This is a genomic window from Tsuneonella sediminis (genome assembly GCF_051912845.1).
GTDB lineage: Bacteria > Pseudomonadota > Alphaproteobacteria > Sphingomonadales > Sphingomonadaceae > Tsuneonella > Tsuneonella sediminis.
On record NZ_JBNCBU010000001.1, the window covers coordinates 895,915 to 920,951 of the forward strand.

A 25,037-nucleotide genomic window follows, 5' to 3' on the forward strand; every position below is an offset into this window, starting at 1 on the left:
TGTATCTTCGCCTAACGACCGCGGTCGACGAGGTGCGCCACCAGCCTCCCGAGACCGACCGAATTCGATCCCTTGACCAACACCGCATCGCCACCGGCGAGCCCGAACTCCTCCAGCGCAGCGATTGCTTCGCCGGGTCCATCGCAATGCGCGAACGAGAGGGGAGCGGCAACGGGTCCGCCCCCGCCTTTCCCCAGTTCGCGCGCCAGTGCGCACATCTCGTCGCCCACCAGGACCACGTGATCGACGTGCGCCTCTGCAATCGGCTCGATTAACTGCGCATGCATCGCGGGAGCGAAGTCGCCCAGTTCCTTCATGCTGCCGAGCACGGCGATCCGCCTGGTCGCCGGTGTCTGGCCGAGTTGGCGCAACGTCGCCCGCATCGATGCCGGGTTGGCGTTGTAGCTTTCGTCGATCACCAGCGCGTGACCGCCGGCCACGGCGACGCGGTGGCGCGCGCCGCGACCCTTGAGGCCGCCCATTTCGGCAAGCGCGAGCCCGGCCACCGCGAGGTCGCCGCCCGCTGCCTGCACCGCGGCCATCACCGCCAGCGAGTTCAGGATCCAGTGATCTCCCGGCTCCGCGACCGAGTAGCACAACCGCGTCCCGTCGATGTCCGCGGTGACAAGCGAGCCGCCGTTCGCGGAAGGGATCGCATCGAGCAACCGGGCGTCGGACCCCGGCGCGCGGCCAAAGGTCATCACGCGCGCGCCCGCCTTGCGCGCGTTGTCGCGCAGCTGCTCGTAGTGCGGCGTATCGGTGGGGATGATCGCCAGGCCGCCTGCCACCAGTCCGTTGAATATCTCAGACTTGGCATCGGCGATCGCTTCCATCGATCCCAGATTCTCGATGTGCGCCGGAGCGATGGTGGTGATCACCGCGACGTGCGGGCGGACCTGCGCCGTCAGGCCATCGATTTCGCCGGCGTGGTTCATTCCCATCTCGAACACGCCGAACTTCGCGCGCGAGGGCATCCGGGCAAGGCTGAGCGGAACGCCGACGTGGTTGTTGTAGCTGCGCACGCTGCGGTGCGCCGCGCCGCGGCTGGCACGGTCGAGCGCGGCGAAGATCGCTTCCTTGACCCCGGTCTTGCCGACCGAGCCGGTCACGGCAACCCGGACCGCCTCGGCCCGATCGCGCGCTGCCGCGGCGAGGCGCGCCAGCGCCTCGCCCGTGTCGGATACGAGCACGTGCGGCCAGTCAACCGGCTGGTTGACGAGCGCGGCGGCCGCTCCGCTCGCAATGGCCTTGTCGATGAACCGGTGACCATCGGTCGTCTCGCCTCGGAGCGCGACGAACAGGTCGCCCGAACGCACGTCGCGGCTGTCGATCTCGACCCCGGCGCACTGGAATTCGCCGAACGCGGTCCCCCCGGTAGCCTCGGCGATCTCTTCGGAGGTCCACAGCGCCAGCCGCAGCGCGTCGCGCTTCTGCCTGGGCCACGCACGCAAGGCGGAATGCGCGCTCATCGGGCAGCCCCGCCCTCAGGCCCCGCGGCGGCGGCTTCGCGCGCCACGGTTACGTCGTCGAACGGCAGTACCTTCATGTTCTCTCCCGAGCCGATGATCTGGCCCTGTTCGTGTCCCTTGCCGGCGACAAGGACGATGTCCCCCGCCTGCGCCAGCGCGACCGCCGTGGCGATCGCCGCCCGCCGGTCGCCGATCTCGCGCGCGCCGGTCGCGCCGTCCATCACCTGCCGGCGGATCGCCGCCGGGTCCTCTCCGCGCGGGTTGTCGTCGGTCACGATGACCACGTCGGCGCGCTCGGCTGCGACGCGGCCCATCTCGGCCCGCTTGCCCTGGTCGCGGTCGCCGCCTGCGCCGAACACGACGATCAGCCGCCCGCGCGGGGCATCGCTGACGTGCGGTCGCAGCGCGGCAATCGCCGCCTCGAGCGCGTCGGGCGTATGGGCATAGTCGACGTAGACGGGCGCACCCGCCCGGTTGAGCGCCGCCCGCTCCAGGCGGCCGCGAACGGGTTGCAACCGCGCGAGTCCCTCGAAGGTGGTTGCCGCATCGCCGCCGGTGGCGACCACGAGGCCCGCGGCGACAAGGGCGTTGGCGGCCTGGTAGGCCCCGATCAGGGGCAGGTTCACCCGGCGGGTCACGCCCGCGTGTTCGATCTCGAGTTCCTGGCCGAGACGGCCGGGCGTGCGGGCGACGAGGCGGATGTCCTCCCCCTCGCCGCCCACCGAGAACACGCGCAGCCCCCTCCTCCGCGCGTGCCCCTCGGCGCGTTCGGCCCATCCATCGCCGTCGCGCCAGATAACCGCCGTGCCGCCGTCTGCGACGACCTCGTCGAAAAGCCGCATCTTCGCGGAGAAATAATCGTCCATGCTCGCATGGTAATCGAGGTGGTCGCGGCTGAGGTTGGTGAAGGCCCCTGCGGCAACGTGCAGCCCTTCGTTGCGAAACTGGCTGAGGCCGTGGCTCGACGCTTCGTAGGCAACGTGGGTCACCCCTTCGCGGGAAAGGCCGGTGAGATTCGACAGAAAGGTCACGATGTCAGGCGTGGTCAGCCCGGTCGAAACGCTTTCATCGGGCGTGGTGACGCCCAGCGTGCCGATCGACGCTGCGCTGACCCCCACCATGCGCCAGAGCTGGCGCGTCATCTCGACTGTCGAGGTCTTGCCGTTGGTGCCGGTCACGGCGACCACCGTTGCCGGTACCGGCCGGAAGAAGACCGCCGCGGCGCGCGCGAACATCCGGCGCGGCTCGGGATCGGCTATGTGCAGCGCGCCTTCCACTTTCGCCTCGGGCCGCGCGACGACCGCGACCGCGCCGGCGGCAACCGCGGCGGGGATGAAATCCTCGCCGTTGAACGCCGAGCCCTGGAACGCGCCGAACACCGTGCCGGGCGCAACCTTGCGGTGGTCGATGGCGAACCCCGTCACCGTGCGGTCGGCGGCCGCACCGGGATCGAAACCGGCTTCGGCGGCGATCTTCGCCAGCTTCATTCGCCGCGCCCCTGCGGGACGAGGGGGTCGAGGTCGGTCAGGTCGACGTCTCGCGTCGAATCGGGCGCGATGCCCAGGATCGGACCGATCCGCGGGACCAGCCGCCCGACGATGGGAGCGGCGTTCCACGCCGCGGTGCGCTGGAAACTCGAGGCGACGGTTCCCTTCGGCTCGTCGAGCATGGCGATCACGACGTAGCGCGGACGGTCCATCGGGAATGCGGCGGCGAAGGTCGAGACCAGCGAGCTCTTGCGGTACCCGCCTGCCCCTGGCTTTTCTGCTGAACCGGTCTTGCCGCCCACCCGGAAGCCGGGCGCGTTCGCATTGCGGCCGGTGCCGTAGACCGCGATCATCCGCAGCAGCTGGTTCATCCGCGCCGAAGTGCTCGCCTTGAACACCCGGCGGCCCTTGATCGTCTCGCCCGGGGCCACCTTGCGCATCGTCGCCGGGCGCCAGATGCCCCCGTTGACCATCGCGGCATAGGCGCTCGCGAGGTGCAGCGGAGTGACAGCAATGCCGTGGCCGTAGCCCACCGTCATCGCGCGCAACATCGGCCACTTGCCACTGGCCCACAGGGGAAACCCGCGCGCCGGCAGCTCGATGTGCGGCCGTTCGTTCATGCCGAGGTCGGCCATCGTCTTCTTCAGGCGGTCGGGGCCGAGGTCGCTGACGATGTGCGCCGTGACGACGTTCGACGAGTGGATCAGCATCTCAGGCGTGTTCAGCGAATCGCCCAGCGGATGGCTGTCCCTGATGGTGAAACCTCCGATGGGAAACGGGCGAGCTGAGTAGCGGCGGCCGAAGTCGGTAATCGTGCCCGCGTCGATCGCGGCCGCAACGGTGAGAGGCTTGAAGGTCGAACCCAGTTCGTAGACCTGGTTGGTCACCCGGTTGAACATGTTGTCCACGCCGGCCTGGTCGATGTGGTTGGGATCGAATTCCGGCAGCGATGCGAGCGCGAGGACTTCGCCGGTATCGACGTCGAGGACGATGCCGGCAGAGCCTATCGCGTTCGTGGCGCGCATTCCCCGGGTCAGCTCGTCCTCGAGCGCGCCCTGCACCCGCACGTCAATCGACAGCGGAACCGGCTCGCCCCGCGTGGCGGGATCGCGAAGGTGCTGATCGAGAACCGCCTCCATGCCGACCCGGCCATGGCCGTCGGCCCCGACGTAGCCGAGCACGTGCGCCGCCATCGATCCTTGCGGATAGTGCCGGTCGGTTTCCTGCGGCAGCTCGAGTGCAAGTTCGCCGATCGCCTGAACCCTGTTCGCTTCCTCGGGCAGCACGCGGCGGCGGAGGTAGCCGGGCTTGCCCTTGGCCAGCCGGTCGGCGAGCTCGGTCTCGTCGACATCGGGAAAAATCGCGGCAAGCTCGCGGGCGACCGCGCGCGGCCCCTTCACCAGCGGGCTGCCGTCGCCCAGCGCCTCTGGGTTGTACCACATGGCGAAGGCAGGGAACGCGCGGGCGAGTGGCTCGCCGTTGCGGTCGGTGATCTCGCCCCGGGGCGGGAGCAGCGCCTCCTCGAACGAGGTCACCGGGCGCCCGCTTCCGGTGATACCGAGGTAGCCGATGCGAAGGACCGCCGCGGCGGCGAGCGCGGCGAACGCGGCGGCCACGAGCAATACGCGCAGCCGCGCGGTGGAGAGCGACCGCTGGCGGAGAGTGACAAGCTGGACCCGCCCCGAATGGATCGCGGCGGTGTAGGTCAGCGCATTCACTGGCCAGCCTCGGCAAGAAACGCACCGCCGTTGGTGAGCTTGTCCGCCAGCGAGCGGGTGTCGTCGGACACGGCCCGGACGGGCTTGCCGGTGAGCGGGCTGACCATCGCGGGAAAGTGCGCCGGAGCGGCGTCGTCGGCATGGGCGACGCGGATCGGCGCGGGTGCGGTCGGGAGGCGCGCCTCGCCGAGCCCGGCGAGCTGGCGCTCGCCTTCTAGATACTGCCCCGGCCCCGGCGCCTGATAGCCAAAATCGACCGCGTTCCACTGAGCAAGCTGCTGCTGGCTGGCGCGGGTCTCGAACTCGGTCTCGAGCAGGATCTTCTCGCGCTGGAGCGACAGGATCTTGCGTTCCGCGAGCCGCACCTCGCTGCGTACCGAGTTCACCTTGAATGTGAGCGCGGCAAAGACCGCGCAGCACAGCGCCAGGGTCACGGCCCATCCGATCTGGCGCAGGCGGCTGCCGGCGACCATCACGCGGCCCTCGCGGTTTCGGGTCGCGCCGGGGCCGCGGTGCGGACCGCATGGCGCAGCGTGGCCGAGCGCGCCCGCGGGTTGCGGGCGACCTCGGCTTCGGAGGCGCGGATCCCCTTCGAAACGCGCGCAAACGTGGGCGGCACCACCTCGGCCTGCGGCAGGTGACGCGAGCCACCCTGAACCGCCGAGGCATCGCGGAGAAAGCGCTTGACCAGGCGGTCCTCGAGGCTGTGGAAGCTGACGACCGCAAGCCGGCCACCCTCACCCAGCAGCACCTCCGACGCCGCGAGCGCGGTCTGCAACTCGTCGAGCTCCGCGTTCACGTGGATACGGATCGCCTGGAAGCTGCGGGTCGCCGGGTCCTTCGGAGCGCCGGGGCGATAGCCCAGCGCCTTGCGCACCACGCGGGCAAGGTCCCCGGTGGTCTCCAGCGGACGGGCAGCGACGATCGCCCGGGCGACCCGGCGGCTCTGGCGCTCCTCGCCGTAGGTGTAAAGCACGTCGGCTATGTCGCTCTCGTCCGCCGCGTTCAGGAAATCCGCCGCGCTAAGCCCGTCCTGGCTCATGCGCATGTCGAGCGGACCTTCGGCCGAAAACGCGAACCCGCGCCCCGCCTGGTCGAGCTGCATCGAAGAAACGCCGATATCCATCACGATCCCGTCGACCCGCGCGAGTCCCGACTCGGCGAGCGCGTCGACCATCTCGGAGAAACGCCGCGCGTGGAGAACCAGCCGGGGCGGGTTTTCCGCAGTTTCCGGCCAGCCGCGGCCCGCCGCAATGGCGTCGGGATCGCGATCGAACGCATGAACGATTGCCCCCGCATCGAGCAGTGCACGGGTGTAGCCGCCGGCCCCGAACGTCGCATCGACGATAACGTCGCCCGTATTCGGGGCCAGCGCGGCAATCACCTCGTCTAGCAGGACGGGAACGTGCGGCGCGGTCACTTGCCCTTCCCCTCGGACTGGAACTGCGCGCAGGCGGCCTTCGCGGCAGCCCAAGCGTCATCCATCTTCATCAGTTCGGCGGGATTCCAGATCGTGAAGCTTCGCCCGCCGCCCTGGAAGAACAGCGCATCATCGATGTTCCCCAGCATGCGCAGGTGATCGGGCAGCACGAACCTGCCCGAATCATCGAACGGCACCCGCGCGAAGCCGAACAGCTGCGCGGCGCGCGTATCGCGGTCGAAGTCGGGTCCCGCGCGGTCCTCCTCGCGGTCGAGCTGGGCCTCGAGCTCGTTCTGACGCGAAAGGCCGAAGCCGACCAGGCAGGTGAACCGGGGATGCTTGTCGAGGCACAGGACGCGGCCGTCGCTCGATTCCTTTACCGCGCTGCGGAATAGCGGCGGCAGGACGAAACGACCCTTTTCGCCGAGGGGCGAAAAGGCCTGTCCGCTGTAACCGCCGAAAAGCAATGTTGCCACCCGTCCCCATCCTCGGCCCCGCTCCAAACGCCGGAAGGGCCAACCCCGCAGACACATCTTTCCCGCAGCCGCAAACGCATGCGTCGGCGTCTTGCACCGCATCGACGGCGGTGCAGCGGAAACGGGATGTCCGATGGAACAGTCTATTAACTTTTCCGCGGCCGGGATGGAAGGGAAAAGTGCGGGAAAATGCGGGATAGCGCGGTTAACGGCTGATTTTCGTGTGGATAAAGCCAGCGGATCACCAATGCAGACGGGCACCGCGGTGGCTTCTCGCCGAGAGGATTGCGGTCATTTCCTGTGAACCGATGGGCTATCCCGTGATTTCCCGTGCGCGAACCCGCGCGGTTCAATCGAAGGCGCGAACGACCAGGTGTTTGAGGGTGTCGGCGCTGTCTTCCGCGGCCCGATCCCGGTCGAGCAAGGCGGCATCGGCCACCACTGTCACCGCCCCTGAACCGACCTTGCAGGCCGCGATGAGTCCCCCGGACTCGATCGTGCAGCGCGCGGGAGCGCCCGGCGGCACCGCAGCGAGCGTCCCGGCAAGGTCCACCGTCAGCGCCACGTTGCCGCTTTCGACGATGCGTTCTCCCGCACGCTGGCGTTCGTCGAACCGGAGTTCGAGGCCCCAGCGCTTGAGGATCGGCGACAGCAGCACCATCCCCTGGGGCCGGCGCGGGTCCCCCAGCGCGAAGCGCGAGTGCTCGGTCAGGAACGGGTCGGCGAACAGCAGCAAGCGCCCGCCTCCGCGCACCCATTCGTCGAGCGCGACATTCTCGACCGGCGCGAGCGGACGCGGCTGTGCCATGACCAGCCGGTCGAGGTCCTTGAGTTCGCGTCCGTCGAGCGTGTCGAGCGGGACGAGCCGGTTTTCGCGCTCGAGCGCGCGGCGTGCCCAGTGGTCTTCCGCGGCGCGCTGCCTGAGCGCATCGGCGATGTCGGCACTTTCGGCCCAGTAGATCGGCAGCGAGGTGAACAGGCCGAGCGCGGGCTTGTCGCCTTCGTCGCGCACCGTCGGCAGGACCTGCCCCGCGATGGCGACCCCCAGCAGCGCCGCGAGCAGGCCCGCGGCGGCCAGCCGCGCTCTACTGCCCATCTTCGGGTTCGAGATCGACGGCGGCCGGCGTGCCCGTGGCCTGCGCCGTTTCGGCGGGGAGGTCGGGGACGACCCCGGCGTCGGCGAGCGGATCGTTGGCGGTGGACGCTGGGCTCGGCGCGACGGTCGATGCGGCATCAGGGACCGCGGCCTTGTCACTCTGTTTGGCGCGGTCCTCGATCACGTTCGCGAGCCCGACGATGAGCACGATGCCGAGCAGCAGCGACAGGCCCACCTGCAATCGCTGGACCGCCTGCGCGCGCGTGCCGCCCAGCGGGGTGATCGGAGTGGTCTCGTCATGAACGAGCGTTGGCGGTCGTCCGGCCATCGACCGCAAGGCTAGCCGATGACGCCAACCAGTCAATCTCGGGCGGCTGGAGTGAGCCACCTCAGTTGGATTGCAGCCAGTCGAACACCGGCAGTTTCTTTTCCGCCAGCCATTCGGGCGAATAGAGCGTCGACAGGTAGCGGAAGCCCGTGTCGCACAGGATCGTCGCCACCCGCGCATCCGGCCCAAGCTGCTTGCCGAGCGCAACCGCGCCGGCGACGTTGATCCCCGACGACAGGCCCAGGCACAGCCCCTCTTCGCGCAGCAGGCGGGCGACCCATTCGAGCCCCTCTTCGTCCGACACACGGAACTGGGTGTCGATCGGCGCGCCTTCGAGGTTGCCGGTAATCCGTCCCTGGCCGATACCCTCCGCGACTGAGCTGCCCTCCGACCGCAGTTCGCCGGTGGCGTAGTAGCTGTAGAGCGCCGCCCCGTGCGGGTCGGTGAGCGCGATGGTGATCTTCTCGTCGCGCTCCTTCAGGCCCATCGCCACGCCGGCAAGCGTGCCGCCAGTGCCCACCGCACAGGTGAACCCGTCTATCCTGCCTTCGAGCTGGTCCCAGATCTCCGCCGCGGTCGTCTCGATATGCGCCTTGCGATTGGCGGTGTTGTCGAACTGGTTCGCCCAGATTGCTCCCGGCGTTTCCTCTGCGAGGCGGCGGCTGGTGTGCACGAAATGGTTGCAGTCGGAATACTTCGTGGGCGGCACGAGGACGAGTTCGGCGCCCAGCGCGCGCAGAGTCGCCATCTTCTCGCGGCTCTGGTTGTCGGGCATCACGATGATCGTCCGGTAGCCGAGCGCATTGCCGACCAGCGCCAGGCCGATCCCGGTATTCCCGGCCGTCCCCTCGACGATGGTGCCGCCGGACGCGAGATCGCCCGCTTCTTCCGCATCGCGGACGATCCCCAGCGCCGCGCGATCCTTCACGCTGCCGCCGGGGTTCAGGAATTCGCACTTGCCGAATATGTCGCAGCCCGCCTCGGCGCTGGGACCGGCGAGCCGCACGATCGGGGTATTTCCGATAAGGTCGAGCGCCTGGGCGCGAACTGGGGCAATCATGAGGGCCGAGCTAGGAGCGCGCCCATCGGGCGGCAATGCATTTCCGGTTTGCGGTCTGCTACCCAGCCTTGCCGGGAGGCAGGGGCGTCAGTCCTCCTGGGCGATCGTAACCCTCAGCCCGTCGAGGTCCGCGGTGAACGGGACCTGGCATCCCAGCCGCGAGTTCCCGTCGCGGTGGTCGCTCGATTCAAGGAGGTCGTCCTCGTCCTCGCTCATCGGCGGAAGCCTGTCCGCGAAGGCAGGATCGACGTGGACATGGCAGGTCGCGCAGGAGCAGCACCCGCCGCACAGCGCGAGCAGTTCGTCGAACCCGTTGTCGCGGATCGCCTCCATGACAGTCAGCCCGTCGGCGACATCGACGGCTCTTTCCTCACCGGCGCGGTTGACGACGATCAGCTTGGGCATGGCGTTCGGGGTCCTCGGTTTTGCCCTGTCGGGCGCTCGGGGCGGCTGCTAGGGGCTGGCCGCCTCTTTGGCAAGATTGCCGCCGATATGGAGACCAGCCGGGTGGGCCTTACCGCAAGCCAGATCAGGGACAGCCTCGACGCGATTGCCTCACGCGAGCCGGCGATCGCGCGCGCGCTCGATGCCGCCGGCTATCCCGAACCGCGCATCCGCGAGCGCGGCCACGTGACGCTGCTGCGGGCGATCGTGGGCCAGCAGGTCAGCGTTGCCGCCGCGGCGAGCATGTGGGCAAAGCTCGAGGCGGAAGTTGGAGCCGGGATGGACCCTCACGTCATCCTGTCGCGTGACTTCGACACGCTGCGCGCCTGCGGCCTCTCCCGCCAGAAACAGGGATATGCCCGTTCATTGTGCGAATTGGTCGCGGCAGGAGCGATCGATTTCGACGCGCTTCCCGAGGACGACGAGGAGGCCATCGCCGAGCTGACGAGGGTCAAGGGAATCGGCCGCTGGACCGCCGAGATCTATCTTCTCTTCGCGGAAGGCCGGCCCGACATCTGGCCCGCCGGCGACCTCGCCGTCCAGGCGGGCCTCGGCCGGATCCTCGACCTCGACGAGCGGCCAAGCGAGAAGGAAACCCGCGCGCTCGCCGAAACCTGGCGGCCCCACCGCGGGGCGGCGGCGATCTTCACCTGGCATTGCTACAACAATCCAGCACTTTAGCCTTGCACGAGGCCTCGAACCTGTATTAGCAGGATAAGACAGTCATCGCTTGGGGGAGAAGCGCCGTGGGTTCCATTCGCATTCCGTTCGCCGTCGCAGCTTCGGCGCTGGCGCTGTCCGCCTGTACCACCACTTCCATCGCCGAGGCCCCGATGCCCCCATCCGTCAACGCCGCCGCCGAGGCAGCACCGCTGATCCCGCGCGAAGTTCTTTTCGGCAATCCGACCCGCAGCGCGGGACGCCTTAGCCCTGACGGCAAGTGGCTGAGCTGGCTTGCCCCGCGCGACGGCGTGCTGAACGTATGGATCGCGCCATCGGGCAACCCCGACGCGGCAAGGCCGATGACCGCGGCCACCGAACGGCCGATACGCCAGTACTTCTGGGCGCCCGACAGCCGCAGCCTGCTCTACATCCAGGACAAGGGCGGCGACGAGAACTTCCTCCTTTACGGCATCGACGTCGCGACCGGCGGGGAAACCACCCTCACCCCGTTCGAAAAGACCACCGTGCAGCTGATCGGCAGCTCCACCACGATCAGGGACAAGCTGCTCGTCGGAGTAAACAACCGCGACGCACGCTTTCACGATGTCCACCTGCTCGACCTCGGCACCGGCAAGATGACCGAGGTGCTCCGCAACGACGGAGCCTATGCCGGCTTCCTCGCCGACGATTCGCTCACGCTGCGGATGGCCCTGCGCGCCAATGCAGCGGGCGGCATGGACATGTTTCCGATCGTTGACGGCAAGGTGGCGGACACGCCGTCGGAAAGCACCGCGCTCGAGGATTCGCTGACCACGTCGCCTGCCGGCTACACCGCAGACGGCAAGACCCTGTACTGGATCGACAGCCGCGGGCGGAACACCGCCGCGCTGATCGCCCAGGACACCGCGACTGGCGCGAAGACGGTCATCGCGCAGGATACCAAGGCCGACATCGGCGGCGCGCTGTCGAATCCGAAGACCGGCAAGGTCGAGGCCTATTCGGTCAACTACCTCAAGACCGAATGGACCGCGCTCGATCCGCAGATAAAGGCTTCGCTCGACTGGCTCGACAGCAGGCTCGACGGCCAGTTCTCGGTGACCAGCCGGACTGAGGACGACACCAAGTGGGTCGTCGTCAACGACCCGGTGACAGCGCCGGCCAAGGCATGGCTCTACGACCGCAAGGCAGGGACCCTTGCCGAGTTCTACACCGCGCGGCCCGACCTTGTCGGAATGCCGCTGCAGCCGATGCATCCGCTCGAGGTTCCGGCTCGCGACGGGAAGACGCTGGTCAGCTATCTGACCCTGCCGCCGGGCAGCGACGCCAACATGGACGGCGTGCCCGATGCGCCCGTGCCGATGGTCATGCTCGTCCACGGAGGCCCGTGGGACCGCGACCGGTACGGTTACAATTCCTATCACCAGTGGCTGGCCAACCGCGGCTACGCGGTGATGAGCGTGAACTTCCGCGGCTCCACGGGGCTGGGCAAGGACTTCATCTCCGCCGGCGACCTGCAATGGGGCCGCGCGATGCAGGACGACCTTGACGACGCGATGGACTGGGCGGTCGCCAAGGGCATCGCGCCGCGGGACAAGGTCGCGATCATGGGCGGGAGCTATGGCGGCTATGCCACGCTGGCCGGATTGACCTTCACGCCCGACCGCTGGGCCTGCGGCGTCGACATCGTCGGCCCTTCGAACCTTGAAACGCTGCTCAAGACGATTCCGCCCTACTGGGCGCCCATGATCGAGCAGTTCCACCAGCGGATGGGCAACCCCAATGCGCCCGATGGCCTCGCGATGCTGAAGGAACGCAGCCCGCTCCACAGCGCGGGCAGGATCGTGCGTCCGCTGCTCATCGGCCAGGGCGCCAACGACCCACGCGTCAACCAGGCCGAAAGCGACCAGATCGTCGAGGCGATGAAGGCCAAGGGCATCCCGGTGACCTACGTCCTCTTCCCCGACGAAGGTCACGGGTTCGCGCGGCCGTCGAACAACATCGCGTTCAATGCGGTCGCCGAGAACTTCCTCGCCACCTGTCTTGGCGGGCGGGCCGAGCCGATCGGCGACGCAGTCGCAAAGTCGACCGCGAAAGTGGTCGAAGGCGCCGAGTACGTCCGCGGGCTCACCGACTGAGAACGGTAGCAATCCGCTACTGGTCGCGCTATCGCCCGTAAGGGGGCGCCAGCAGGGCGCTGGTCGGGGAGTGGAAGCGATGAACACGCGCAAGGCGATCTTCATCACCGGCGGCGGGTCGGGGATCGGCCGCGCGATCGCCGAATACTTCGCGGGGCGCGGCTGGTTCGTCGGCCTCGGCGACGTCGACGCGGCGGGCATGCAGGAAACCCAGGCCCGGATCGGCGATGCCGGACACGGCGGCTTCACTTTCGCCCATCGCTTCGACGTGCGGGACCGGGCAGCGTGGGACACCGCGCTCGCCGCGTTCTCGACCGCCGCGGGGGGGCGGATCGACGTGGTTGCCAACAACGCCGGCATACCGCTCGGCGGATCGCTCGACACCAACACGACCGAGGAGATCGAGCGCTGCCTCGACGTCAACCTCAAGGGCGTGATCTTCGGTGCGCAGGCCGCGCTGCCCCATCTCCGCGAGACCGCGCCGGGATCGTGCCTGCTCAACACGGCGAGCGCGGCGGGGATCTATGGCACGTCAGGGGCGAGCGTCTATTCGGCGACCAAGTTCGGCGTGCGCGCGATCACCGAGGCGCTCGACGCCGAATGGGCGGAATTCGGCATCGCGGTGCGCGACCTCATGCCCGGTTTCATCGACACCCCCCTTCTCGAACACAGCCCCAACCAGGCCTCGAACGAATCGATCCGATCCCGCGTGATCGAAGGCGGGCTGGAGATCACCCCGGCGCTGGCGGTCGCGCAGGGGGCGTGGGACGCGGTGCACCGCAACAGGCTGCACACGCTGGTCGGCAAGACACCCCGGCGGCTCGCCTTCGCCTCGCGCTGGATGCCCGGACGGCTCCGCCGGCAGGTCCGCAATTCGACCCGCCCGCTGGGCAAGTAGACGCCGGCGTCAGACCAGCGCGTCCATCGCCTTTGCCATCGCCACGTCGCGCACGCTGAGGCCGCCCGCGTCGTGCGTGGTCAGGGTCACCTCGACGCGGTTGTAGACATTGAACCATTCGGGATGGTGATCCGTCTTTTCGGCGATCAGCGCCGCGCGGATCATGAAGGCGAACGCCTCGCCGAAATCGGCGAACGTGAACGTCCGCTCGATCGCCTTGCCCTCTCGGCAAAGCGACCAGCCGGACAGGTCGGCAAGCGCAGCGCTGCGTTCGTTTTCGGTCAGTTCGGCGATGGCCATCTCTCGTTTCCCTCGCTTGTCGGCCCGGCGGCCATGGCCTAACGCGGCCGGCGATGGAAGGGGCCCGTCTCGCGTCACACGATCTTGCCTGCCGGCGCGGGGATCGCCTGCTGTTCGCGGGGCTGTCGTTCGCGCTTGGACCCGGCGAAGCGCTGCAGGTTGCAGGCGCCAACGGTACGGGCAAATCAAGCCTGTTGCGCATTCTCGCCGGCCTGTTGCGTCCGTTCGCGGGGTCGGTGGAGACCGCTGGTCCGGTCGCGCTGCTCGACGGCAACCTGCCGCTCGACGAGTACTTGCCGCTCGGCGCCGCGCTCGCGTTCTGGCAGCGTATCGACGGCGGCCCCGTTATCCCCGATCCGGGGCTGGCCACGCTCGACGAGGTGCCCGTCCGCTTCCTGTCGACCGGCCAGCGCAAGCGTGCGGCCCTGCGGCAGTCGAACCCGCGGGCGGGCGGCATCTGGCTGCTCGACGAGCCTCTGAACGGGCTCGACGCCGATGCGGCGCGCCAGCTCGAGACGCGCGTGGCGGACCATTGCGCCCGTGGCGGGATCGCGGTGATCGCCTCGCACCAACCGATCGCCGTCCCGCGCCTCGGCAGGGTCGATCTGGCGGATTTTCCCGCATGATCGCGGCGCTGCTCCGCCGGGACCTGGGCCTGCTTTTCGGCTTCGGCGGATCGAGTGGGCTCGGCGGGCCGTGGCTGCCGGTGCTGTTCTTCGTCGCGGTGGCGGTCCTGTTTCCGTTCGCCGTCGGACCCGACGCGCCGCTCCTGGCGCGGACCGGCGGCGGAGTGCTGTGGATCGCCGCCCTCCTCGCCGCGATCCTGCCGATCGACCGGCTCGTCGCGCCCGATCTGGAAGCAGGCTTCTTCGACCAGTTCGCGTTGCGCGGCATATCGGAGGAACTGGTGCTGGCCGTACGGCTTCTCGCTCACTGGCTGAGCTTCGGCCCGCTGCTTCTGATCGCCGCCCTCCCCGCGAGCGCGCTGCTGGGCCTGCCGGGCGAAACGACCCGCACGCTGCTGCTAGGCCTGTTGGCGGGCACTCCCGGTCTCGCCGCTATCGGCCTTACCATCTCCGCCCTCACCGCCACCCTGCGCGGCGGCGCGGCATTGGGCGGGCTGTTGCTGATCCCGCTAGCGGTGCCGGTGCTGATCTTCGGCGCGGGCGCACTGGCAAACCCCGACGGCGCGGGACTCGCGCTGTGCGCGGCGATCAGCCTGGCGCTGTGCGCTATCGCGCCCTTCGCTGCAGGGGCGGCAGTACGGGCCGCGCGGGAAACCTAGGCGTAGGGCGGCTTGTCGCGCCCGGTCGGGCTCAGGGTGAAGATCTCGTTGCCGTTCTCGGTGATGCCGATCGAGTGTTCGAACTGCGCGGAAAGGCTCTTGTCGCGGGTCACCGCGGTCCAGCCGTCGTTGAGCAGCTTCACCCAAGGGCGGCCGAGATTGATCATCGGTTCGATGGTCATGAACATGCCGGGGCGCAGTTCGGGGCCGGTGCCGGCTTTCGCGGCGTGGACCACCTCGGGCGCGTCGTGGAACAGGCGGCCAAGGCCGTGGCCGCAGAACTCGCGCACCACGCCGTAGCGGTGCTTTTCGGCATGCGCCTGGATCGCCGCGCCGATATCGCCGAGGCGCGCCCCGGGCTTGGCCTGCTCGATTCCGATCATCAGGCATTCGTGGGTGACCTCGACCAGCCGCTTCGCCTTCAGCGGCACGTCGCCGACAAGGTACATCCGGCTGGTGTCGCCGTGCCAGCCGTCGAGCAGCGGGGTCACGTCGATGTTGACGATGTCGCCGTCCTTGAGCGCCTTGTCGCCCGGGATGCCGTGGCACACGACATGGTTCACGGAGATGCAGCACGAGTGAGTGTAGCCGCGATACCCGAGTGTCGCGGGCACCGCCCCGCCGTCGAGCGTCATCTGCCGCACGACGTCGTCGAGTTCGCCGGTGGTCACCCCTGGCTGCACCATCGGCGCCAGCGCATCGAGGATCTCGGCAGCCAGCCGCCCGGCCTTGCGCATGCCCTCGAACCCGGCGGGCCCGTGAAGCTTGATCGTGCCGTCGCGCACGACGGTCTCGGTCCCGGTTACGGTCTGGTATTCGGTCATGCGGCGCACATAGGCGCTGGAACGCGAAAAGTCACCGCTTGGCGCTGAACGCCGGGCGGTAGGCAGGCTTCACGGCCTCGAGCATGGCGGCAGTCATCGGAAAGTCGAGCTCGTACTCCCCCTCGGCATACGAGCCGGCCACATACGGCCCGTACCATGCAGTGATCCGGTCGAAGGTCTTTCCGTTGGAGGATCCCACAAGCACCGTTGCCTGATCGACCCCGGGGCAGGGTTCGAACCCGCTGTCCGCCCCTTCTTTGATCGGCTCCATGCCCTTCCTTACCCGAGCCGCATTCAGCGCCTTGCACAATGCAGGCCCGATCGCCGAACCGAGCGCGGCGGGAGAGCGGAACAGGTCGATCCCGTCGAGCGCATTTCCGGCCTTCCGGTCCCACACGAGCGATTCCATTCCGTATATCCCGTGCGCGCCGCCGGTATAGGTCGAGAACAGGTTCGATAGGCTGAGATAGCCGGGCAAGTCGGCGACAACTTCGTATCTGGCTTCCAGGGAGTAGTTGCGGCACGACACTGCCTCTTTGGGGCACTCGGCGTAGGAGGCTTCCCAGTCGCCTTTCGTGTCGGCCAGCTGCCTGTCGAGTTTATCGTGGAGCAACGCCGCAAGGTTCGGCTCGACCGCCGCCTGTTTTGGCCAGGCGTATGAGAATTCGAGTTTCCCGCCCGCGGGCTCGGCAAAGGTCCTCGCGAAGGCGAATTCGGTGCCGCTCGCTGTTGCCTTCGCCTCGCCGCCAGCCGTGGCAGCGCCCGCATCGGCGCTCACGCCGGTCTTTTCGGCCACCTCTTCGGGCGAGGAACAGGCGGCGAGCATCGCGATGGCGAAAGGGGCGAACCAGCGGTCGGGCATTGGAATTCTCCGCGCAGGCATTAGGTGATCTCGCCTATGAGCAAAGCTACCGACCTTATCCAGCCCGATCGCGGACAGAAGGCCGTGCCCATCCACCTCGTCAACAAGGACGGGTTTGCCGACTGGGCGAAAGCGCTGACCAGGGGCCAGCGTGCCGCGCTGGAGGCGCAGAAGTTCGACGGCAGCGGGTATCAGGTCGGCATCGTGCCCGACGGCGACGACTGGTTCGCGGTCGGCGGGGTGGCCGACCCGGAAAGCCTGTCGAGCTGGTGCATGGCCAAGCTCGCCGAGGCGCTGCCCGAGGGCACCTACCGCCGCGCGAACGGCGAGCCCGGTCCCGCGCTGTTCGGCTGGCAGACCGCGCAATACCGCTTCACCCGATACAAGGACGATGACACGTCGGCGGGCGCCCGCGTGCTCCTGACCAGGGATGCCAAGGCGGTCGAGCCTGCCGTCGCCGAAGCCACGGCCGCCCGCAAGGTCATGGACCTCGTCAACACCCCTGCCGAGGACATGGGCCCGGCCGCCCTCGAAGCCGAGGTGGAGGCACTCGCAAAGGCGCACAAGGCCAGGGTCGCAGTGACCAAGGGCGAGACGCTCGAGCGCGAGTTCCCGATGGTCCATGCAGTCGGCCGCGCCGCCGCGCGCGAGCACGCGCCGCGGCTCATCCACCTGACGTGGGGCGGCGAGAAAGACCCGGTCCTCGCAATCGTCGGCAAGGGCGTCTGCTTCGATTCAGGGGGCCTCGACATCAAGGGCGCGACCGGCATGGCCCTGATGAAGAAGGACATGGGCGGCGCCGCGCACGCGATCGCGCTCGCCGGCCTGATCATGGGCGCGGGGCTCAAGGTGCGGCTGCACCTGCTGGTTCCGGCGGTCGAGAATGCGATCTCGGGCAATTCCTTCCGCCCGGGCGACGTGCTCGCCAGCCGCAAGGGAGTGACCGTGGAGATCGGCAACACCGACGCCGAGGGCCGCCTGATTCTCGGCGACGCGCTGACCCGCGCGAGCGAGGAAAAACCCGACCTTATCATCGACTTCGCCACCCTCACCGGCGCGGCGCGTGTGGCGCTCGGCCCTGACCTGCCCGCGCTGATGGCCCGCCGCGACGAGACGGCGCAAGCACTGATCGATGCCGGCAAGGCCCACGACGACGAACCATGGCGACTACCCCTTCCCGACGCCTACAACGAATATCTCAAGTCCGACATCGCCGACACCAATAACGCGGCGACGAACGGCTATGCCGGGGCGAGCGTGGCGGGCCTGTTCCTCGACAAGTTTGTCGAGAAGGACCTCGACTGGGCGCACTTCGATACGTTCGCCTGGCGCCCCGCGGCGAAGCCCGGCCGGCCAAAGGGAGGCGCGGCGCTTGGCCTGCGCGCGGCGTGGCACATGCTGCAGGCCCGCTACGGCTGAAACTTGCCGTCAACGCGCGGGCGCTATAAGCGCGCCGGGCGCAACCCTGGGGCAAGCCGAAGAAAACGTGATCGACGCCGCCGAATATCCGCTGCCGCAAGGCCAACTGTCGCTGTCCGGTCCGGTCGCCCGGCCGGCGGTGGGCACCGTCGCGATCCGCGGGGACCTCGCGCACATCGCGCTCGCCGACCGCTATCTCTGCGCGCACTACGTCGTGCCGCAGGTGCGCACGATCGGCGAAGCCGGCGCCAACCTGCTGTCCCATCCGCGCGACGGGTCGGACCCGGTCACGCGGCTCGATCCGGGCACGCGGTTCGAAGCGCTCGACTACTCGGGTCCGTGGTGCTGGGGTTGCCTCGGTCCGGAGGGGCCGTCGGGCTATCTCCGCCTCGACGAACTCGTATCCGAAGGCTGACCGCGTGGCGCTGGGCGTCTTCATCGACGGCGCGGTGGGCACCACCGGTCTCGAGATCGCCGACCGGCTGTCGGGCCGGGACGAGTTCGGGCTGATCATGCTCGACGAGGCGCGCCGGAAGGACGCCGGCGCCCGGCGCGAGGCCCTGAACGAGGCTGACTTCGCGATCCTCTGCCTTCCCGACGATGCCGCGCGCGAAGCTGTCGGGATGATCGATCCGGCCAGCGGCACGCGCGTGATCGACGCATCCACCGCGCACCGGACCGCGCCGGGATGGACTTACGGCCTTCCCGAGGTCGTCGGTCGCGACGCAGTGGCGGGCGCGGACCGGGTGTCCAACCCCGGCTGCTATTCGACCGGCTTCATCGCCCTCCTCGCACCGCTTGTTCGGGCCGGCCTCCTTCCCGATGACTGGCCCTACACCTGCAACGCTGTCTCGGGCTACTCGGGCGGAGGCAAGAGCCTGATCGCCCAGTTCGAAGAAGATGGCGACATCGCCTGGCGCGGCTATGCGCTCGCACTCGGGCACAAGCACGTGCCCGAGATGCAGGCGCTCTGCGGGCTCACGATCGCTCCGCTGTTCGCCCCCGCGGTGGTCCCCGCGCACCGCGGCATGGTGGTCGAGATTCCCCTCCCTCTTGCCGTCATTGGCGGGGCAGCCTCGCCCGATGCGCTGCGGGCCGCGCTTGCCGAATTCTACGCCGGAAGCCGCGTCGTGCGCATGGGCAATGCCCCGGTCGGCGGCGAACTCCTCCTGCGCGGCTCGCGCGAGCCGTCCGACGCGATGGAGCTTCACGTTTTCGCCTCGTCCGACGGATCGCAGGCGCGGCTCGTCGCGGTGCTCGACAACCTTGGCAAGGGGGCGAGCGGGGCCGCGGTCCAGTCGCTCAATCTCATGGCCGGCCTCGCCGAAACCATCGGACTGCGCCTGCCCAATTAATGGGCATTATATACTTGACAAAGCAGGGGCCAAGCGGCAATATCATCGGGTAAGGAAGCCCGACGATGAACCTCTTTGACCCTCGCTATCAGAACGAAGATGCCGCCCGCGAGCATCTGGAAAGCATCATGTGGCCCGATGGTCCCGTGTGCCCGCATTGCGAGTCCGCCAACGCCACCCGCTTGCCGCCCCAGAAGGGCCGCAAGACCAAGGCGCATCCCGAAGGCATGATCCGCAAGGGCGTCATTCAGTGCAACGCCTGTCGCCAGCAATACACCGTCACGGTGGGCACCGTGTTCGAGTCCTCCAAGGTGCCGCTCAACAAGTGGCTCTACGTGAACCACGTCCTCTGTTCGTCCAAGAAGGGCACCAGCGCCCACCAGATCGCCCGCAACATCGGCGTGTCCTACAAGACCGCCTGGTTCATGATGCACCGCATTCGCGAGGCCATGAAGGCGGTCGATACCGGTCCGCTCGGCGGCTTCGGCAAGTTCGTCGAGGCCGATGAGACCTACGTTGGCGGCAAGGTGTCCAACCGCAACAATCGCCAACAGAAGCGTTTCGTCGAGAAGCGCCGTTCGGCCCTAGACAACAAGCAGCCTGTCGTCGCCCTCGTCGAGCGCGGCGGCAAAGTCCGTTCCTTCCACGTTGCCAAGGTGACTGGCGAAACACTGCGTTCGGTCCTCGTGACCAACGTTGACCGCTTCAGCTATCTCATGACCGACGAACACAAGGGTTACGTCAAGGTTGGCACCGAGTTCGGCAAGCATGGCGTAGTCGCCCACTCGCTCAAGGAATACGGTCGCGGCGCTGTCCACACCAACACCGTCGAAGGCTTCTTCAGCCTCCTGAAGCGCGGTATCGTCGGCACCTACCACCATGTCAGCGAGCGCCACCTGCACCGCTACACCAGCGAGTTCGACTTCCGTTACAACACCCGCAAGCTGAACGACTTCGAGCGCGCCGATACCAACCTGCTTGGGGCCATCGGCAAGCGCCTCACCTATCGGCGGACTGGTCTTAGCGCCGCCTAAGAAGGTGAAGCCGTTTCGCCGCATTGGCGAACGTCGAAAGCGCTACCTGCGCTAGCTGGCCCTATCTCGGATTGTGATCTTCGGCCTATTTTGGGCCTTGCCAACAGCAGCGCGATAGACGCCCGACACGGGCGCGAGAAAGAGCGTCACAGCCTCACGGGCCTGCGTCTTGATGTATCTCTTGTCGATCGTGAACGAGCCGGTTTTAGCGCCTCGCCCGAGCGAACGTCCGGTCTTGCTCATTGCTCGGTCAACTCTCTCCAAAGGCCTCTTACCAACTTGAGAACTTCGCTCACCAAAAACAAGCCAAAACAAAATGCGTCGGTCCAAAAGAGCCCCCACTCCAACCAGTGCAAGCCGCCAATCAACCACTCTGGCGCAACAGCCCAAGTCTCTATCCACTTTACGAGAGCCGCTAAGCCCACTGCGATGAGCATAACCGCCGTGAAGGCCAGCGCCCCTACGATAACTTGCACCGCAAAGTCAGTAACGGGCTTTAAGGCCCTTGGAATCTCTATCGCCATTAAGTCCCCCGCGTGAGCACTAGCGGGATAACAAGCAGAAGGCGACTCGACTCAAGAACGGAACGGGTGAATTATCGGCGACGGGTATCGCCCAAGAAATCGCTGAGCCTTTGACGACAGGAGGCGCAGGCGGCGTCTTCGGGCGAGCGGCCCAACCGCTCGGTTCAGTCAAAGGACAATCCAATGGCAAAAACCAAGCTTATCGGCAGGAGCGCCATCACTGGTCGCTTTAAGCCGGTTGCAGCCGCACGGCGACAGAGCGCAACCTCTGTAGTCGAGCGTGTGAAGGTGACGAAGAAGAAGGGCCGCTAAACTCTAGCTTCTTCGATCACGGGGAGCCGCAGGGGCCTTAGAATCCCTGCGGCTCTTTGCGTCAACGGGTTTGTGCGGTTTCGGCGGTGTCTTCAGCATCTGCCGGAGAACCGCGTCCTCTCTCTTTTGATCGGTGTCAGTCATGGATGAGTCAGCCTTTGACAGCACATTCTTTCAGGCCAGACTAAAGGTCAATCGGGCCAACCGCCACATTAGCGAGGCGCAGGAGTGGTTCGCTGCCCATGTCGGCAGCGACTTCTACGACATCGTCGACAATCGAGACCCTGAAACCGGGCGGCAAACGATTTGCGCCCAGGCGGAAGGTATCCCCGCCCATATGGTGCTTGCAATCGGCGATGCGTTTCACTGCCTCAGTTCCGCACTCGATTACGTCATGTCGGGCTTGATGAGGGCGAAGACGGGCAACTCGGGCCGCATACACTTCCCCGCCGATGAAACCAGGAAGGGACTGCGTAAGTCCTTCATGCCGCCCAAACCCACCAAATCCGCGCCAGCGAACCGACGAGTAATGAAGGCGTTCCCCCTGATAGCCCTCGAAATATTGACCGTCATACAGCCTTACAAGGGAGGGAAATTTGGCCTTTGGGAGATCCGCAAGGCCGACAACATCGACAAACACAACCTCATCATGCCGACGATCACCATCACTGAAATCCGCGGCCTGCGAATGGTTGATAAGGTGCACAACAATGTGTTCGAGCCCGGCCTGATTCAAGTTGGCCCCGGCGGGCGTATGAACTTGATGGGCTACCTCAACCCCGGCGGCACCTTGGAATTCGAGGACAAGGGACATGCGACCGCGAGCATAAGCTTCCCCGATGGATTGGAAGTCTTTGCAGGAAAACCGGTCTTCCCAACGCTGCTGGAGTGCTCGCAACTCGTCGCGGAAACCCTCGACCGGATCGAGGCGGTCGCGCGCCGCTACCTCTAAGTTCCGGTCGAAAGCCACTCTCTCTGCCCAATAATGGGCAACTGCACCACGTTGACATCGTAGAGGCCGAATCAAACCGTTTCAGCCCTGCTTTGTCAAGTATACAATTGCCCAATTAATGGGCAACTGCTGCATTGCGAGTGGGCAGCGCTTCTGGCGCGCTTTGCAAAATTGCCTTGCCGCCCCGGTCGAAGGGCGATTTCTGTCGCCAACCTGCCTTCCAACGGCCTTTTCGATGCCCTAGGCGGCATGAGGTGCCTTGGCACGATTCTTGAACATCGGGCGCGAGTTGGGCAATCGGAAGCCGGCCTGCTTTCCCGGGCGCGCGAACGGTGCCATCCGGATGCGCAAGACCGAACGCAATGTGGGGGTCACGTGAAAAAGATCGAAGCGATCATCAAGCCGTTCAAGCTGGACGAGGTGAAGGAGGCCCTGCACGAGGTCGGCGTTTCCGGCATTACCGTCACCGAGGCGAAGGGTTTCGGCCGCCAGAAAGGCCATACCGAGCTTTACCGCGGGGCCGAGTACGTCGTCGACTTCCTGCCCAAGGTGAAACTCGAGGTCGTCGTCGCCGACGACCAGGCCGAGCGCGTGGTCGAGGCGATCGCGGGTGCCGCGCAAACGGGGCGCATCGGGGACGGCAAGATCTTCGTCTCCACCATCGATTCGGCGCTGCGAATTCGCACGGGCGAAAAGGACGACGCCGCCATCTGAACCTCCGCGGCCGGGCGCGCCAGGGCCCCCGCCGCAGCCAACCCCCGCCCGTCACCGTTCGGGCAACCCAAGAGGAAATGACATGTCGAAAGCAAAGGACGTCCTCAAGCAGATCGAAGAGAACGAGGTCGAGTGGGTCGACCTGCGTTTCACCGATCCCAAGGGCAAGTGGCAGCACCTGACGATGGTATCGAGCGTTCTGGGCGAGGACGAGCTCGAGGACGGGCTGATGTTCGACGGTTCGTCGATCGCCGGCTGGAAGGTGATCAACGAAAGCGACATGATCCTCAAGCCTGACCTCGACGCGGTCTACATGGACCCGTTCAGCGCGAGCCCGATGATGATCGTCTTCTGCGACATCGTCGAACCCTCGACCGGCGAGTGGTATGCCCGCGACCCGCGCTCGACCGCCAAACGCGCCGAGAACTTCCTCAAATCTACCGGCATCGGCGACACCGTCTACGTCGGCCCCGAAGCCGAGTTCTTCATGTTCGACGACGTCCGCTTCGAGGACGGCTACGCGGCGAGCGGCTTCCGCATCGACGACATCGAGCTGCCGACCAACACGGGCCGCGACTACGAGGCGGGCAACCTTGCCCACCGTCCGCGCGCCAAGGGCGGCTACTTCCCGGTGGCCCCGGTCGACAGCGCGGTCGACATCCGCGGCGAGATGGTCACCACGATGCTCGAGATGGGCCTGCCGTGCGACAAGCACCACCACGAGGTCGCCGCCGCACAGCACGAACTCGGCCTCACCTTCGGCAAGCTGGTCGAGACGGCGGACCGGATGCAGATCTACAAGTACGTGGTGCACCAGGTCGCCCATGCGTACGGCAAGACCGCGACGTTCATGCCCAAGCCGATCAAGGACGATAACGGCTCGGGCATGCATACCCACATGTCGATCTGGGACGGCGGCAAGCCGCTGTTCGCCGGCAACGGCTATGCCGGCCTGTCGGACATGTGCCTGTACTTCATCGGCGGCGTCATCAAGCACGCCAAGGCGCTGAACGCCTTCACCAACCCGACCACCAACAGCTACAAGCGGCTGGTCCCCGGATTCGAGGCGCCGGTGCTGCTGGCGTATTCGGCGCGCAACCGCTCGGCCTCGTGCCGGATCCCCTACGGCGCGGGCGAGAAGGCCAAGCGCGTGGAATTCCGCTTCCCCGACGCGATGGCGAACCCGTACCTTGCCTACGCCGCGCTGCTGATGGCCGGCCTCGACGGGATCCAGAACAAGATTCACCCCGGCGACGCGATGGACAAGAATCTCTACGACCTGCCGCCAGCCGAACTCGCCGAGGTTCCGACCGTGTGCGGTTCCCTGCGCGAGGCGCTCGAAAGCCTCGATGCGGACCACGAGTTCCTGCTCAAGGGCGACGTCTTCACCAAGGACCAGATCGACGCCTACATCGAACTGAAGTGGGACGAGGTCAGCCGCTGGGAGACCACGCCGAGCTCGGTCGAATACGACATGTACTTCAGCGCCTGACACGCGCGCTGGCCGGCACGAGGGGGCGTCCGGGAGACCGGGCGCCCCTTTTTCGCGTCCCGAACCGGAAATCATTTTCCTACAGCGTCTTTTCACGCCTAGTTCCCGCGCCTCGGTTTTCATGGCAGCGCGGGGCGAACCATGCGGCGCAAGGGTATTTTCGACGCGGTCCGGTCAATGCTCGGGCGCGGCTTCACGCGCGCCGAGGTCAACGCTCTTGACCGCGCTATCGACGATGCGATCGGGGTCGCAGGAATTCCCCCGCAGGACTGTGTGACAGGTGTGACAACCCTGGTCTCCGGGCGCACCATCGGCCCGCGCGGAATCGCGCTTATCCAGCGATTCGAAGGCCTCGCAAAGAAGCGGTCCGACGGGCGGGTGGAAGCCTACCCCGATCCCGGCACCGGCGGGCACCCGTGGACGATCGGCTGGGGCGCGACCGGGCCGGACATCGGCCCCGGGACGGTCTGGACACGCGCCCAGTGCGACGCGCGCCTCGCTGCCGACCTCGTCCGTTATGCCGCCGAAGTCAGCAAGGCGATCGGCGAGGCGCCGACAAGCGAGGCGCAGTTCGACGCTCTCGTCAGCTTTCATTACAATACCGGCGCGATAAGCCGGGCGACGCTGACCCGGCGCCATGTCGCTGGCGACTTTGCCGGCGCACGGCACGAGTTCGGACGCTGGAACCGCGCGGGCGGCCGGGTCCTGCGGGGCCTCTCCCGAAGGCGCGAGGCGGAAGCGCGGCTCTACTCGCAAGGGTGACTTCCGGT

27 protein-coding genes are annotated in these 25,037 nt (G+C 67.2%); 13 read left to right on the forward strand and 14 right to left on the reverse strand.

The genetic code is table 11. The features are described from left to right. Positions 1–11: 11 nt before the first annotated feature. The 10 genes from ACPV3N_RS04615 to ACPV3N_RS04660 all read right to left on the reverse strand — a co-directional run bounded on the left by ACPV3N_RS04615 (position 12) and on the right by ACPV3N_RS04660 (position 9,459). On the reverse strand, positions 12–1,469 hold the full coding sequence (locus ACPV3N_RS04615; protein ID WP_440115190.1) for a UDP-N-acetylmuramoyl-tripeptide--D-alanyl-D-alanine ligase: 1,458 nt from the start codon (positions 1,467–1,469) through the stop codon (positions 12–14). Beyond that, the gene (locus ACPV3N_RS04620) at positions 1,466–2,956 is read right to left on the reverse strand and encodes a UDP-N-acetylmuramoyl-L-alanyl-D-glutamate--2,6-diaminopimelate ligase (protein ID WP_440115192.1); all 1,491 of its coding nucleotides are present in this window, start codon (positions 2,954–2,956) and stop codon (positions 1,466–1,468) included. The genes ACPV3N_RS04615 and ACPV3N_RS04620 overlap by 4 nt, the downstream gene beginning before the upstream one ends. Then, on the reverse strand, positions 2,953–4,674 hold the full coding sequence (locus tag ACPV3N_RS04625; protein WP_440115194.1) for a peptidoglycan D,D-transpeptidase FtsI family protein: 1,722 nt from the start codon (positions 4,672–4,674) through the stop codon (positions 2,953–2,955). Before ACPV3N_RS04625 ends, ACPV3N_RS04620 begins: the two co-directional genes overlap by 4 nt. After that, the gene (locus tag ACPV3N_RS04630) at positions 4,671–5,147 is read right to left on the reverse strand and encodes a hypothetical protein (protein ID WP_440115196.1); all 477 of its coding nucleotides are present in this window, start codon (positions 5,145–5,147) and stop codon (positions 4,671–4,673) included. The genes ACPV3N_RS04625 and ACPV3N_RS04630 overlap by 4 nt, the downstream gene beginning before the upstream one ends. After that, positions 5,147–6,094, reverse strand: a complete 948-nt coding sequence (gene rsmH, locus ACPV3N_RS04635) for a 16S rRNA (cytosine(1402)-N(4))-methyltransferase RsmH (RefSeq protein WP_440115198.1) — start codon at positions 6,092–6,094, stop codon at positions 5,147–5,149. The genes ACPV3N_RS04630 and rsmH overlap by 1 nt, the downstream gene beginning before the upstream one ends. Then, a complete protein-coding gene (locus ACPV3N_RS04640) occupies positions 6,091–6,570 on the reverse strand; it encodes a division/cell wall cluster transcriptional repressor MraZ (RefSeq protein WP_440115200.1) in 480 nt (159 codons plus the stop codon). The genes rsmH and ACPV3N_RS04640 overlap by 4 nt, the downstream gene beginning before the upstream one ends. Positions 6,571–6,919: 349 nt before the next feature. Then, positions 6,920–7,666 (reverse strand): motility-associated ABC transporter substrate-binding family protein, encoded by a 747-nt coding sequence (locus tag ACPV3N_RS04645; protein ID WP_440115202.1) that lies wholly within the window; start codon positions 7,664–7,666, stop codon positions 6,920–6,922. After that, on the reverse strand, positions 7,656–7,994 hold the full coding sequence (locus ACPV3N_RS04650; protein ID WP_440115204.1) for a hypothetical protein: 339 nt from the start codon (positions 7,992–7,994) through the stop codon (positions 7,656–7,658). Before ACPV3N_RS04650 ends, ACPV3N_RS04645 begins: the two co-directional genes overlap by 11 nt. Before the next feature lie 61 nt (positions 7,995–8,055). Continuing rightward, positions 8,056–9,054: a cysteine synthase A gene (locus tag ACPV3N_RS04655; protein WP_440115206.1), complete on the reverse strand. Its 999-nt coding sequence runs from the start codon at positions 9,052–9,054 to the stop codon at positions 8,056–8,058. An 87-nt stretch (positions 9,055–9,141) separates the two neighbouring features. Beyond that, positions 9,142–9,459, reverse strand: a complete 318-nt coding sequence (locus ACPV3N_RS04660) for a 2Fe-2S iron-sulfur cluster-binding protein (protein WP_440115208.1) — start codon at positions 9,457–9,459, stop codon at positions 9,142–9,144. Between the two features lie 102 nt (positions 9,460–9,561). On the opposite strand from ACPV3N_RS04660, the gene ACPV3N_RS04665 reads away from it, so the two are divergent. The 3 genes from ACPV3N_RS04665 to ACPV3N_RS04675 all read left to right on the forward strand — a co-directional run bounded on the left by ACPV3N_RS04665 (position 9,562) and on the right by ACPV3N_RS04675 (position 13,194). Beyond that, complete coding sequence (locus ACPV3N_RS04665; protein WP_440117439.1) at positions 9,562–10,179, forward strand: DNA-3-methyladenine glycosylase family protein; 618 nt, start codon at positions 9,562–9,564, stop codon at positions 10,177–10,179. Between the two features lie 65 nt (positions 10,180–10,244). Next, positions 10,245–12,296 (forward strand): S9 family peptidase, encoded by a 2,052-nt coding sequence (locus ACPV3N_RS04670; RefSeq protein ID WP_440115210.1) that lies wholly within the window; start codon positions 10,245–10,247, stop codon positions 12,294–12,296. A 79-nt stretch (positions 12,297–12,375) separates the two neighbouring features. Continuing rightward, positions 12,376–13,194, forward strand: a complete 819-nt coding sequence (locus tag ACPV3N_RS04675; protein WP_440115212.1) for an SDR family oxidoreductase — start codon at positions 12,376–12,378, stop codon at positions 13,192–13,194. Between the two features lie 9 nt (positions 13,195–13,203). Here the strand turns inward: ACPV3N_RS04675 and ACPV3N_RS04680 are convergent, their stop codons facing one another. After that, a complete protein-coding gene (locus ACPV3N_RS04680; protein ID WP_440115214.1) occupies positions 13,204–13,494 on the reverse strand; it encodes a 4a-hydroxytetrahydrobiopterin dehydratase in 291 nt (96 codons plus the stop codon). A gap of 53 nt (positions 13,495–13,547) precedes the next feature. On the opposite strand from ACPV3N_RS04680, the gene ccmA reads away from it, so the two are divergent. Both ccmA and ACPV3N_RS04690 read left to right on the forward strand, forming a co-directional pair. Next, positions 13,548–14,120, forward strand: a complete 573-nt coding sequence (gene ccmA / locus ACPV3N_RS04685; protein ID WP_440115218.1) for a heme ABC exporter ATP-binding protein CcmA — start codon at positions 13,548–13,550, stop codon at positions 14,118–14,120. Beyond that, on the forward strand, positions 14,117–14,779 hold the full coding sequence (locus tag ACPV3N_RS04690) for a heme exporter protein CcmB (protein ID WP_440115220.1): 663 nt from the start codon (positions 14,117–14,119) through the stop codon (positions 14,777–14,779). Before ccmA ends, ACPV3N_RS04690 begins: the two co-directional genes overlap by 4 nt. Here the strand turns inward: ACPV3N_RS04690 and map are convergent. Further along, entirely contained in the window at positions 14,776–15,603 is an 828-nt protein-coding gene (gene map / locus ACPV3N_RS04695; RefSeq protein WP_440115222.1) for a type I methionyl aminopeptidase, read from the reverse strand. The two genes, ACPV3N_RS04690 and map, sit on opposite strands and share 4 nt — an antisense overlap. Before the next feature lie 31 nt (positions 15,604–15,634). Next, entirely contained in the window at positions 15,635–16,465 is an 831-nt protein-coding gene (locus tag ACPV3N_RS04700; RefSeq protein WP_440115224.1) for a DUF4163 domain-containing protein, read from the reverse strand. Between the two features lie 36 nt (positions 16,466–16,501). On the opposite strand from ACPV3N_RS04700, the gene ACPV3N_RS04705 reads away from it, so the two are divergent. The 4 genes from ACPV3N_RS04705 to ACPV3N_RS04720 all read left to right on the forward strand — a co-directional run bounded on the left by ACPV3N_RS04705 (position 16,502) and on the right by ACPV3N_RS04720 (position 20,273). Next, a complete protein-coding gene (locus tag ACPV3N_RS04705; RefSeq protein ID WP_440115226.1) occupies positions 16,502–17,884 on the forward strand; it encodes a leucyl aminopeptidase family protein in 1,383 nt (460 codons plus the stop codon). 67 nt (positions 17,885–17,951) lie between these two features. Next, a complete protein-coding gene (locus ACPV3N_RS04710) occupies positions 17,952–18,299 on the forward strand; it encodes a hypothetical protein (RefSeq protein ID WP_440115228.1) in 348 nt (115 codons plus the stop codon). 4 nt (positions 18,300–18,303) lie between these two features. Further along, positions 18,304–19,239 carry an N-acetyl-gamma-glutamyl-phosphate reductase gene (gene argC / locus ACPV3N_RS04715; RefSeq protein ID WP_440115230.1) on the forward strand — a complete coding sequence of 312 codons (936 nt, stop codon included), beginning with the start codon at positions 18,304–18,306 and terminating at the stop codon, positions 19,237–19,239. A gap of 65 nt (positions 19,240–19,304) precedes the next feature. Then, positions 19,305–20,273 (forward strand): IS1595 family transposase, encoded by a 969-nt coding sequence (locus ACPV3N_RS04720; RefSeq protein ID WP_440115232.1) that lies wholly within the window; start codon positions 19,305–19,307, stop codon positions 20,271–20,273. Between the two features lie 51 nt (positions 20,274–20,324). Here ACPV3N_RS04720 and ACPV3N_RS04725 read toward each other — a convergent pair whose 3' ends face one another. Then, positions 20,325–20,516 carry a hypothetical protein gene (locus ACPV3N_RS04725; protein WP_440115234.1) on the reverse strand — a complete coding sequence of 64 codons (192 nt, stop codon included), beginning with the start codon at positions 20,514–20,516 and terminating at the stop codon, positions 20,325–20,327. Between the two features lie 735 nt (positions 20,517–21,251). Between ACPV3N_RS04725 and ACPV3N_RS04730 the strand changes: the two genes are divergently transcribed. From ACPV3N_RS04730 to ACPV3N_RS04745, 4 genes are all read left to right on the forward strand, one after another. Next, the gene (locus ACPV3N_RS04730; RefSeq protein WP_440115235.1) at positions 21,252–22,061 is read left to right on the forward strand and encodes a hypothetical protein; all 810 of its coding nucleotides are present in this window, start codon (positions 21,252–21,254) and stop codon (positions 22,059–22,061) included. Positions 22,062–22,436: 375 nt separating this feature from the next. Beyond that, positions 22,437–22,775: a P-II family nitrogen regulator gene (locus tag ACPV3N_RS04735; RefSeq protein WP_440115237.1), complete on the forward strand. Its 339-nt coding sequence runs from the start codon at positions 22,437–22,439 to the stop codon at positions 22,773–22,775. A gap of 82 nt (positions 22,776–22,857) precedes the next feature. Continuing rightward, positions 22,858–24,267: a type I glutamate--ammonia ligase gene (gene glnA / locus ACPV3N_RS04740; protein ID WP_440115239.1), complete on the forward strand. Its 1,410-nt coding sequence runs from the start codon at positions 22,858–22,860 to the stop codon at positions 24,265–24,267. A 141-nt stretch (positions 24,268–24,408) separates the two neighbouring features. Next, complete coding sequence (locus tag ACPV3N_RS04745) at positions 24,409–25,029, forward strand: lysozyme (protein ID WP_440115241.1); 621 nt, start codon at positions 24,409–24,411, stop codon at positions 25,027–25,029. Positions 25,030–25,037 lie beyond the last annotated feature (8 nt).